The sequence below is a fragment of the Paenibacillus chungangensis genome (assembly GCF_042675905.1).
Lineage (GTDB): Bacteria > Bacillota > Bacilli > Paenibacillales > Paenibacillaceae > Pristimantibacillus > Pristimantibacillus chungangensis.
This window is the reverse complement of the sequence record NZ_JBHTJZ010000033.1, coordinates 221,029-231,749: the sequence shown is the minus strand read 5'-3', so window position 1 is coordinate 231,749 and position 10,721 is coordinate 221,029. Positions and strand designations below refer to the sequence as shown.

The window sequence follows — 10,721 nt, the reverse complement described above, 5'->3', positions numbered from 1 at the left end:
CCCATTTACCAAATGACGAAATTAGTGTATCCTTGTCCATGTGATGTCTCCTAAATTAGAGATTTGGACAGGGCTACCTGCACCTCTAATTTTAGGAGCTTTTTTCTGTCATGAACCACATATATTTAACATATTTAGCACAATTTAGAACGACTTATTAGAGGCACAATCCATGTCAAGTTTAATGCAACGCTACTGAGGCTGCCTACACTATCTTCGCTCGATCGCACCCTTTCGGCACTCTAATGCAGGCTGCCTACACTATCTTCGCTCGATCGCACCCTTTCGGCACTCTAATGCAGGCTGCCTACACTATTTCTGCTTGATCGCACCATTGGGCGCTCTAGTGTTGATGGACGATGAGCCAAAAATTACTGAAATTTATTTGTTGCAGATTTGTTGTATTTTTATTCTGTTGAATGTATATTTATACAATACGAATATGATTACCGGGAGGTTGTTCAGTATGATGCATGTACAGGAAGCCGTGACCGACGATTGGCTTCACGGAGCCAAGGAGAGTGTACTGTCCACTGCAGTTCGGCCAGAGCTCATTATGGAGCGCGGAGAAGGTATGTATATATGGGACACTGGCGGCAACAAGTATCTTGACTTCATTGGCGGCTGGGCCGTTAACTGTCTGGGACATTCGCCCAAGGCGCTGCAGCAGGCGCTCGCCAGTCAAGCGGGCACGCTAGTCCATGCCAGCCCCGCCTTCTACAATAAGCCGATGCTGGAATTCTCGGCGCAGCTGACGGAAGTAAGCGGTATGGACCGCGTGTTCTTCGCCAGCAGTGGAGCGGAGGCGAACGAAAGCGCCATTAAGCTTGCTCGCAAGCACGGCACCGTCTGCATGAACGGAGCGTATGAAATCATTACGCTGCAAGGAAGCTTCCACGGCCGCACGCTCGCAACCATGTCCGCAACGGGCAAGCCGCACTGGAAGCAACTCTACGCTCCCAAAGTAGACGGATTCCGCCACGTCCCGATCAATGATTTGGACGCTTGCTTTGCCGCTGTGAATAACAACACCTGCGCAATCATGGTCGAACCCGTGCAAGGAGAAGGCGGCGTGCATCCGCTGGACGAAGCTTATCTTTACGGCCTGCGCAAAATATGCGACATGTACGGTATGCTGCTTATTTTCGATGAAATCCAGACAGGTATGGGACGTACGGGCAAGCTGTTCGCCTATGAGCATTCCGGTATTATGCCAGATATTCTCACGCTCGGCAAAGGGATCGGTGGTGGCTTCCCGCTCTCCGCCATGCTGACGCTTGAGAAGCACAATCTGTTCCAGCCCGGCGAGCAAGGCGGCACATACAGCGCCCAGCCTCTCGCCATGGCAGCAGGACTGGCGGTGCTGCAAGAGCTAATTGAGCAGGATCTGACCGCCAATGCTGCGACGCAAGGACAATATGTAATGCGCAGGCTGACGGAATTATCCTCCAATCTGCCTATCCGCAACATTCGCGGCCAAGGCTTGCTCATCGCATTCGACCTGCCTGAAGGTCTCGCACCTGTCGTAACAGAGCTTTGCCTGGACAAAGGGCTGCTCTTGAATGCGCCAAGCCCTTCTACCATTCGCTTGATGCCTCCGCTTATCGTCGAGGAAGCGCATATCGATGCAATGCTGGCTATCGCAACAGACGCGCTGATGGAAGCGGCAAGTCATGTCGGATAAGTCTCCCAGCATACGCTAATTAAGAAAGTTCGACGGACAGCGAGCGGGAGGCGTAGCTTAGTGGCCAGAAGAAATGTCAGTAGGAGTGTCAGCAGAAGTAGCAGTAAGAGGAGCAGTAACAGTATTAGAAATAGTGTGAGAAGAAGCGGCAGGAGCGATAGAGAAACGTTCACGGTTTATGTCATACAGGCTTGGCGATGGAAGGAATTTATCGCGTTCGAGATGATTGGCGGAGCTGCCTTTTATTTATTCGGCAAGTGGATGCTGCAAGTGGAATGGTTCGGCTTGATGGCGAATCTGGCGGGACCTCAGATGCTGCGGCATGCACTGGGAATGCACAGCATATGAGAGTATCTCCCCCTCCCGCCAAAAAACAACGTCCCTGTAGAGGAGAGCTGCGGACTAGCCACGCTCTTATCTGCAGGGACGTTCACATTAGAATTGGAAATATGCCTTCGCGTTGCGGTAAGAAATGTTCTCTGCTATGTTACCAAGCAACTCTATATCGTTCGGCACTTCACCGTTCTCCGCCCATTCGCCCAGCAGATTGCACAGCAAGCGGCGGAAGTACTCGTGCCGCGTGTAGGACAAAAAGCTGCGGGAATCCGTCAACATGCCGACGAACCGGCTCAGCAGCCCCAGATTGGCCAGCGAATTCATCTGATCCAGCATGCCGTTCTTCGTATCGTTAAACCACCAGGCGGAGCCAAGTTGCATCTTGCCCGGCACACCCCCGCCCTGGAAGCTGCCGATCAGAGCCGCGAGCACTTCGTTATCCCGCGCATTCAAGGAATAGACGATCGTCTTCGGCAGCAAGTCGTCGCTCTCCAGCGCATCCAGCAGCCGCGTCAACGGGTAGGCGACAAGACTGTCGTTAATGGAGTCGAAGCCCGTATCGGGTCCCAGCTTGCTCAGCATTCGGGTATTATTGCTGCGTGACGCATTAATATGAAGCTGCATGCCCCAGTTCAGTCGGGCGTATAAGCGACCCATGAACAGGAAGGTATGCGTCTTGTACTTCCTCTCGTCCTCCAGCGACACCTGTTCGCCATTCATCGCCTTCGCGAAGATGGCTGCTGCTTCCTCCCCGGAACACTCCGCATAAGGCACATAATCCAGCGCATGATCCGACACTTTGCAGCCAACCTTGTCGAAGAAGCGGATACGGGCTTCCAGCGCAGTCAATAGCCCGTCATAGCTCTCGATAGACGAGCCGCATACCTCGCCCAGCTTGGCGACCCAATCCCGGAATGCAGGACGGTTAATCTCCAGCGCCTTGTCAGGACGGAACGAAGGAAGCACCTGTACGTCGAAATTCTTCAATTCCTTGATCGCGACATGATACTCCAGCGAATCGACGGGATCGTCAGTCGTACAGATCACTTCCACTCGAGACATGCGAATCAAGTCACGCGCCTTGAAGTCGCCCGTCGCCAGCTTCGCGTTCACCTTCTCCCAGATGATCGGAGCATTCTCTTCATTAATCAACTCGTCGACGCCGAAGAAGCGACGAAGCTCCAGATGAGACCACTGATAGAGCGGATTCCCGATCGTCTGCGGCACTGTTCTCGCCCAAGCGAGGAAACGGTCATAATCTGAAACGCCATCCCCGCCCGTCACATAAGGCTCCTCCATTCCTGCCGCACGCATGGCCCGCCACTTGTAGTGATCGCCATACAGCCAGGCCTCTGTCAGGTTGGAGAAGCTCTTGTTCTCGTAGATCTCCTGCGGACTTAAGTGGCAATGATAGTCGATGATCGGCATGTGAGCCGCATAATCATGGTACAATCGCTTCGCTGTCTCATTGTGCAACAGAAAGTTCTCGTTCAGAAACGCTTTCATAATCGGCAATTCCCCTCCAGCTACTCTTAAAATTGAACCAAATCGTCGATGTATACCGGCTGGCCTTCACGTATGGAGCGATTGGCAGCAATTCCTGTCAGAATGGAGCGCGCTCCGTCCACATGATTGGCTGCACGATGGAACGGATCTTCAGCAGGTGTGCCGAACAGATCGTTCAGCAGGACGGGATCGCCTCCTCCATGACCGCCTTCCCCCTCCTCCACTTCAACGGCATACGGGGCTCCGAACATCGGATACATCATGAGCGACTTGCTCTTCAATGCGCCTTCCAGCGCTTTGTCTCCCCCCGCATTCACGTAGGACTGCTCCGCAATATTCGCTTCCAGTCGGCCTTTGGTGCCATTGAATGCAATCCGATATCCTTCCCAAGGCATGTAAGCGTTTAACGAATAGGTCAATATCGCGTTGTTCCGATACTTCACCAGCACGCCCATCGTGTCCTCGATGCTGATACCGTCTCCGAATACGCTCTGATCCCTTCGGTAGCCGTCTTCATGCTCCGCATCCAGGTACATCGATTTCAATCGCTCATTCTTATCCAAGTGTAGCGCAAAGGGATCGTTCTCGGCAATGGCATTGCCCGTCGCCCGGTCATAAAATTGCGTTATGCCGCGCAGTTCGGCATTCTCCCGACCATAGAACAACAAATCCCCATAGGCGAATACGGATTCCGGTTGCGAATCAATCCAGAAATTGACGAGATCGAAATGATGCGTCGATTTGTGTACCAGCAGCCCTCCGCTGTTTCGCTTATCCCGGTGCCATCTGCGGAAATAGTCGGCGCCGTGGCTCGTATTCAGCAGCCATTCGAAGTGAATGCTGGTCACTTGACCGATCGCTCCTCCCGCAATCAGCTCCTTGATCTTCGTATGATGGGGGGAATAGCGATAATTAAACGTTACTCTTATCTCTCGCCCCGTCTTCTTCACAACATCCAGAATCTGCTGACACTTCCTCTCATCCACCGTCATAGGCTTCTCGGTAATGACATCGCAGCCCAACTCCATCGCCCGGATAATATACGTATGATGTGTGCGATCGACGCTGGTCACAATGACGGTATCCGGCTTCTCGGCGGCAATCATCTCATCGAATTGATGCGCGCCGTACATACGCACCGGCTCATGCCCATACTGCTTGACGAGTAGTTCGTTAGCGTAGTTCATGCGAGTCTCGTTCAGATCGCAGAACGCCGTTAGCTCCGCCGTATCTCGATACGTTGTTGCTATCTCACTATAGAAAAATCTTGCACGACCGCCACAGCCGACGAGCACATACCTTTTTTTACTCACCACTATCATCTCCTTGAACATTATTCCATTGCTACTCTTCATTCTAATGCATGGAAATGCTATAATACTTGTCATATCATGCTTGAATTCACTTCAAGTACGCAAATCTTGTCATTATTGACGAGAAGGAGGATTTCCATGAGCGATCCTGTTGACGTCTGCAGCTTCGGCTCGGCACACGAATGGTACTTACAATACATTAAGAGAACGGACCCCGTTGCTATGCGGAACGAGCACTACCATTCCTTCTATGAGGTGTATTATATGCTGTCGGGCAGTCGCCTCTATTTCATTCGGGATCGCTCCTATACAGTAGAACAAGGCGACCTGGTGTTCATCCACAAGTATGAACTGCATAAAACGATGCCGAACGGACAACCCGAGCACGAGCGTATCCTGCTGCACTTCACAGACGAGTCCCTCCGGCAATACGCGGGAGAGATGGCCGAGCTGCTGCTCAGCCCCTTCCATGCCCCCAGCCATGTTTTCCGTCTTCCCGCAGGATTGCAGTTGGATGCGGACGCCTTATTCCGGCGAATGCTTCATGAAGTCAGAACGGAAGAACCCGGATTTCAATTGCTGATCAGACAAGGCATGACGGAGCTGCTGCTTATCGTCGCCCGCTATCTTAGGAGCCACGAGCCCGCTCCCTTCCGCCACGCTTCCTCCATACATGCGAAAATATCCGAGGTGACAAGTTATATTAACGCTAATTACAGGGAACCACTTAGATTGGAAAGCGTGTCGAAGGAGCATTTTATAAGCCCTCATTATTTAAGCCGCATGTTCAAGCAAATTACAGGATTCGCCTTCACTGACTATATCGCCATTACCAGAATGAAAGAAGCGGAGCGGCTGCTCAAGGAATCAACGGACAGCATCTCCAGCATTGCGGGGCAAGTCGGCTACGACAACTTCTCGCATTTCGGCAAAACGTTCAAAAGGGTCACTGGCCTGTCGCCGCGGGAATATCGCAGGGACATGTCGTAATATTATACACATGTCGCTTATTCACACTAAAATTCTACTTGGAAATGTGTTAGATTAACTTTGATATCTGTTGATGTCATAATTTTATAGAGTTGAATTCATGTTTGGTATACAATCGAGGAGGTGCTGGAAGTTGATTCGCTTAGGTAAAATCAGTTATTGGCATGTACACGCATGGGATTACACGAATCAGGCGTTGGAGCATCCGGAGACGGAAATCGCAGCGGTATGGGATGAAGTACCGGAGCGCGGGCAAGCCGCGGCGGACAAACTCGGTGTGCCGTTCTACGCTAATCTAGAGGAGATGCTGGCACAAGGCGATATCGACGGCGTGATCGTCGACGCTCCTACGAACCGCCACCATGAAGTGATGGTCGCTGCCGCGCGAGCGGGTAAGCATATATTCACTGAGAAGGTCGTCGCTCCGACAGTACGGGAAGTGAACGACATATTGGCTGAGGTAGAGAAGGCCGGCGTTAAGCTGACCGTCTCGTTGCCGCGCGTGAATGAAGGCTATACACTGGCGATCATGGACTTGCTGGAACGTCAAGCCGTCGGGAAGGTGACACTGGTCAGATGCCGACTAGCCCATAACGGCGCGAATGCCGGCTGGCTGCCGGAGCACTTCTTCAGCCTGGAGCAATGCGCCGGAGGCGCGCTGATCGATCTCGGCTGTCATCCCATGTACTTGACCCGCTTGTTCTTAGGCGAGCTGCCGGAGCAGGTTAGCGCTCATTACGGCTATGTGAGCGGCAAGGAAGTAGAAGACAGCGCTGTAGCCGTGCTGACAGGCTCGGAAGGCGCAATGGGCATCGTGGAAGCCGGATTCGTCACGCCGCACTCCCCATTCTCTATCGAGATATATGGAACCGAAGGCTCCATCCTGTTCACCATCCCCGACAACAAGCTTCTCATACGCAGCGATAGAGACCAAGTCGGGGGCAAGGAAGACTGGGAGGAAGTCGACGTTCCGGCATCAAGAGCAAGCGCATTCCATCAGTGGGTGGAGCATATGAAGCAAGGTACTGATGCCACGGAGAACATTCAGTTGGCGAAGGAACTGACTATGCTGATGGAAGCGGCGAACCTGTCCGCCAGCGGCCGCCGTCCGATCGCGCTGGCTAATCTGGAGCAATAATTAGGCACTGTCTTGATAGCGCGGGTCCTGAACAGACAGGAAGGGGGCGGAGCCAGAGATGGCGCCAGGATACATCTATGAGAAAATGTCGGAACGGTCCGATGCGTTAGAGCGCCTTGATCTGCGCTTGCAATGGGGACCCTATGAAATCCATGTGCTCTCCTTCCACCTCACCTCGTTCCCCCCGGGAAGGGTGATTGCGTTCCACAAGCATGCCACCTTCGAGCTGCATTTCATTGCAAAGGGCAAAGGGAAAGTGATTCTTGTCGATCAGGAGTTCGATCTGTCGCCGGGACATCTGTATGTAACAGGTCCAGGCGTCATGCATTATCAGGAAGCTGATGAGAACGAAGCGATGGATGAGCTGTGTCTGCATGTGGACATCGTCGATCGGCGCGAACAAGCGACGGATTCGGCAACTGCAGGCGAACACGATTGGGAATTCGCAGAGGCTTGCCATTGTGTGTACAAGCTGCGCAGCATTCCGCTCTATCCCGCGGAAGACAGCTTCAAAGCGATGCCATGCTTCCTGGAAGCCTACGAGGCCTGTATGCATCATTATTCCGGAAGCTACACGACGATTAAAGGACTTGTCATTCAAATCCTGCTCAGAGCGGTTCGAGCATACGATACAGTACATGAGCAGAAAGAACTGCCGACCAAAGACATGAAAGCCTATCGGCACCATCTGGCGCTGGAATTCATGCAAGCCAATTACGCCGGCACCATCTCGCTGGAGGATGTGGCGGAGAAGCTTCGCATCAGCCCGCGCCATCTGCAAAGGCTATTCAAGGAGCTTCACGACGGAAGCACCTTCAGCCGCGTCCTGGAGGATATCCGCTTGACAGCCGTACGCAGAGAGCTGGAGACGGATAACGATTCGATCGAGGAGATCGCAGGACGAACCGGCTTCGCAACAGGGAATTATCTGCATGCCGTCTTCCGCAAGCGATTCGGCATGACACCATCCGATTACCGGAAGCAAGCACATTCAGGAGGTAGATAACGATGTCCAAAGTGTACAAATTAGCGATTATCGGTTGTGGCGGTATTGCCAACGGCAAGCATATGCCAAGCCTGAGCAAGCTGGATAATGTGGAAATGGTCGCATTCTGCGATATTGTCGAAGAGCGCGCGCACGAGGCGGCAGCCAAGTACGGTGCAGAGGGCGCCAAAGTGTATTCCGATTACACGGAGCTGTTGAAGGACTCCTCTATCGAGATCGTTCACGTATGTACGCCGAACGATTCCCATGCGGAGATTAGCATTGCCGCACTGGAAGCCGGCAAGCATGTCATGAGCGAGAAGCCAATGGCGAAGACAGCTCATGATGCCGCTCGTATGGCGGAGACGGCGCGCCGCACAGGCAAGAAGCTTACAGTCGGCTACAACAACCGCTTCCGTCCGGACAGCCAGCAGCTGAAGAAGGTATGTGAAGACGGCGAGCTGGGCGAGATTTACTACGCGAAGGCTCATGCCGTGCGTCGCCGCGCGGTTCCGACTTGGGGCGTATTCCTGGACGAAGAGAAGCAAGGCGGCGGTCCGCTCATCGACATCGGCACGCATGCGCTTGACTTGACGCTGTGGATGATGGACAACTACAAGCCGAAGGTCGTGCTGGGTCAATCCTTCCACAAGCTGTCGCAGCGCGAGAATGCAGCCAACGCCTGGGGACCTTGGGACCCTGCCAAGTTCACGGTGGAAGACTCCGCATTCGGCATGATCGTCATGGAGAACGGCGCTACCATCGTGCTGGAATCCAGCTGGGCGTTGAACACTCTGGAAGTAGAGGAAGCCCGCTGTACGCTATCCGGCACGGAGGGCGGTGCCGACATGAAGGGCGGGCTTCGCATCAATGGCGAGCAGCACAGCCGTCTGTTCACGAAGGAAGTGGATCTGAAGGCCGGCGGTGTTGCTTTCTATGAAGGCAAATCGGAGAGCGATGCGGATCTGGAGATGAGAATGTGGATCAAGGCAATTGAGGAAGATACCGATCCGGTTGTCACACCTGAGCAGGCGCTTGTCGTCTCGCAAATTCTGGAAGCCATCTACGAATCGGCGAAAACAGGCAAAGCCGTTTACTTCAACTAAATTTGCATTTATACATTGGTATGGGGCTGTTTCGGCAGCTTCGCGTTAAGCGAAGCTGCGCCGGAACAGCCCTCTTTGCTTTTAAAGGCACCATCCTTCAAATGCCGTACAACTCACACTCAGCACTATCTATGCTCATCGCTACATACTTTCTGCATAACGGGGGAAGCCATCTCTCAGCAAGCTCCAATCCCCAGCCATCTCCTCGTCCGTCAACAGGCACGCATCCAGCTCGTCTGTTAGCTTCGTCCGATCCAGCTCAATCCCGATCCATACAAGCTTCGACATACGATCTCCGTAGGTCTCGTCCCAAGTCGCGGCCAATTCATGCTCTTCCTGAAGCAATTGTGCCCGCTCCTCTTCCGGCAGTTCGGCCGCCCATAGGCCGGCCGGCCCGATCTGAACGGATGGCCCCGCTTGACTGAAGCTCTGCGCCATACGATTGCGGGATGCCAGCCACAGAATCCCTTTGGAACGGACCACCTCGGCAGGCCACTCATTCATCCATGCCATCAACCGCTCGGGATGGAACGGCTTTCTTCTCTCGTACACGAATGAGCCGATCCCGTACTCTTCCGTCTCCGGCGTGTGCGCTGGCGCCTCCAGCTCCTTCATCCATCCCGCGGATTGGCTTGCTTCTTCGAAGTTGAACAAGCCGGTATTCAGTATTTGATCCGGAGCTACCTCGCCGTTCTGAGCTCGAATTAGCTTCGCCCGCGGCTGAAGACGCCGCAATACATCCTCCAGCAGCTGCAGCTCCTTCTCTGATACAAGATCACACTTATTCAAGATCAGTACATCACAAAACTCAACTTGGTCAATCAGCAAATCCACAACATCTCTGGTGTCATGCTCGTCGACAGCCTCGCTTCTATCGAGCAAGGATTCCCCCGAGGCGTAATCATGCCAGAACCGGTATGCATCCACAACCGTCACCATCGTGTCCAGCTTGCAGAATTGTGTCAAGTCAATACCAAGCTCCTGATCCACGTATGTGAATGTCTGGGCGACCGGAACAGGCTCTCCGACCCCTGTCGACTCAATCAATATGTAATCGAATCGGTTCTCCCGGGCCAGCCGCTCTACCTCTTGCAACAAGTCCTCCCGCAATGTACAGCAAATGCAGCCGTTAGACATTTCCACCAGCTTCTCTTCCGTTCGCGACAATCCTCCGCCGCTGCTGATCAGCGCTGCGTCGACATTAACCTCGCTCAAATCATTGACGATGACCGCTACCTTCATGCCATCGCGATTATTCAACACGTGATTGAGAATCGTCGTTTTTCCCGCTCCAAGATAACCGCTCAATACTGTGACGGGCAATTTTTTGATCAATTGTTCCATTCGCTTCTATTCCCTTCTATTCGACCTTTGACGACGTTGCTCTTGATACCATAAACGATGACGATGCTTAATCGTAACATTTACTATTAAGCAGTATAGCAGGCTGATTTCTTCCCGTCAACCAGAATCCACTGATAGCTAAACCGATAATCTAAATGGATTTTATGTCACCACATTCATTGGAATACTCCAACTTGTTTCAAAGAACTGGATTTCATGCTACTGTTTCCACCGATTATTACGATCTAACGCGAATTAGGCTGATTTAGCTGTACTTATTCCATTTGTAGCGTGCGAGAAGGTCGATATTGCTCTTATT

General features: G+C 52.8%; 9 protein-coding genes. 6 read left to right on the top strand and 3 right to left on the bottom strand.

The annotated features are described in order from the left end of the window. Nucleotides 1-466: 466 nt before the first annotated feature. On the top strand, nucleotides 467-1,684 hold the full coding sequence (locus tag ACFQ2I_RS18265) for an aspartate aminotransferase family protein (RefSeq protein WP_377566709.1): 1,218 nt from the start codon (nucleotides 467-469) through the stop codon (nucleotides 1,682-1,684). A gap of 60 nt (nucleotides 1,685-1,744) precedes the next feature. Next, a complete protein-coding gene (locus tag ACFQ2I_RS18260; protein WP_377566707.1) occupies nucleotides 1,745-2,032 on the top strand; it encodes a hypothetical protein in 288 nt (95 codons plus the stop codon). An 87-nt stretch (nucleotides 2,033-2,119) separates the two neighbouring features. On the opposite strand, the gene uxaC is transcribed toward ACFQ2I_RS18260, so the two are convergent. Beyond that, nucleotides 2,120-3,526 (bottom strand): glucuronate isomerase, encoded by a 1,407-nt coding sequence (gene uxaC / locus ACFQ2I_RS18255; RefSeq protein WP_377566705.1) that lies wholly within the window; start codon nucleotides 3,524-3,526, stop codon nucleotides 2,120-2,122. Between the two features lie 26 nt (nucleotides 3,527-3,552). After that, nucleotides 3,553-4,842 carry a Gfo/Idh/MocA family protein gene (locus ACFQ2I_RS18250; RefSeq protein ID WP_377566703.1) on the bottom strand — a complete coding sequence of 430 codons (1,290 nt, stop codon included), beginning with the start codon at nucleotides 4,840-4,842 and terminating at the stop codon, nucleotides 3,553-3,555. 135 nt (nucleotides 4,843-4,977) lie between these two features. Between ACFQ2I_RS18250 and ACFQ2I_RS18245 the strand changes: the two genes are divergently transcribed. The 4 genes from ACFQ2I_RS18245 (at nucleotide 4,978) to ACFQ2I_RS18230 (ending at nucleotide 9,058) form a co-directional block, all read left to right on the top strand. Then, nucleotides 4,978-5,829, top strand: coding sequence for a helix-turn-helix transcriptional regulator (locus ACFQ2I_RS18245; RefSeq protein ID WP_377566701.1), 852 nt, complete (start codon nucleotides 4,978-4,980; stop codon nucleotides 5,827-5,829). 133 nt (nucleotides 5,830-5,962) lie between these two features. After that, nucleotides 5,963-6,967, top strand: coding sequence for a Gfo/Idh/MocA family protein (locus ACFQ2I_RS18240; protein WP_377566699.1), 1,005 nt, complete (start codon nucleotides 5,963-5,965; stop codon nucleotides 6,965-6,967). A 58-nt stretch (nucleotides 6,968-7,025) separates the two neighbouring features. Then, nucleotides 7,026-7,973, top strand: coding sequence for a helix-turn-helix domain-containing protein (locus ACFQ2I_RS18235; RefSeq protein WP_377566697.1), 948 nt, complete (start codon nucleotides 7,026-7,028; stop codon nucleotides 7,971-7,973). 2 nt (nucleotides 7,974-7,975) lie between these two features. Beyond that, on the top strand, nucleotides 7,976-9,058 hold the full coding sequence (locus ACFQ2I_RS18230) for a Gfo/Idh/MocA family protein (protein ID WP_377566695.1): 1,083 nt from the start codon (nucleotides 7,976-7,978) through the stop codon (nucleotides 9,056-9,058). Nucleotides 9,059-9,199: 141 nt separating this feature from the next. On the opposite strand, the gene ACFQ2I_RS18225 is transcribed toward ACFQ2I_RS18230, so the two are convergent. Then, complete coding sequence (locus tag ACFQ2I_RS18225) at nucleotides 9,200-10,402, bottom strand: GTP-binding protein (protein WP_377566693.1); 1,203 nt, start codon at nucleotides 10,400-10,402, stop codon at nucleotides 9,200-9,202. Nucleotides 10,403-10,721 lie beyond the last annotated feature (319 nt).

Coding starts and splice junctions, on each gene's coding strand:
- uxaC (WP_377566705.1), bottom strand. CDS start 3,526: ATGAAAGCGTTTCTGAACGAGAACTTTCTGTTGCACAATGAGACAGCG.
- ACFQ2I_RS18225 (WP_377566693.1), bottom strand. CDS start 10,402: ATGGAACAATTGATCAAAAAATTGCCCGTCACAGTATTGAGCGGTTAT.
- ACFQ2I_RS18265 (WP_377566709.1), top strand. CDS start 467: ATGATGCATGTACAGGAAGCCGTGACCGACGATTGGCTTCACGGAGCC.
- ACFQ2I_RS18245 (WP_377566701.1), top strand. CDS start 4,978: ATGAGCGATCCTGTTGACGTCTGCAGCTTCGGCTCGGCACACGAATGG.
- ACFQ2I_RS18235 (WP_377566697.1), top strand. CDS start 7,026: ATGGCGCCAGGATACATCTATGAGAAAATGTCGGAACGGTCCGATGCG.
- ACFQ2I_RS18230 (WP_377566695.1), top strand. CDS start 7,976: ATGTCCAAAGTGTACAAATTAGCGATTATCGGTTGTGGCGGTATTGCC.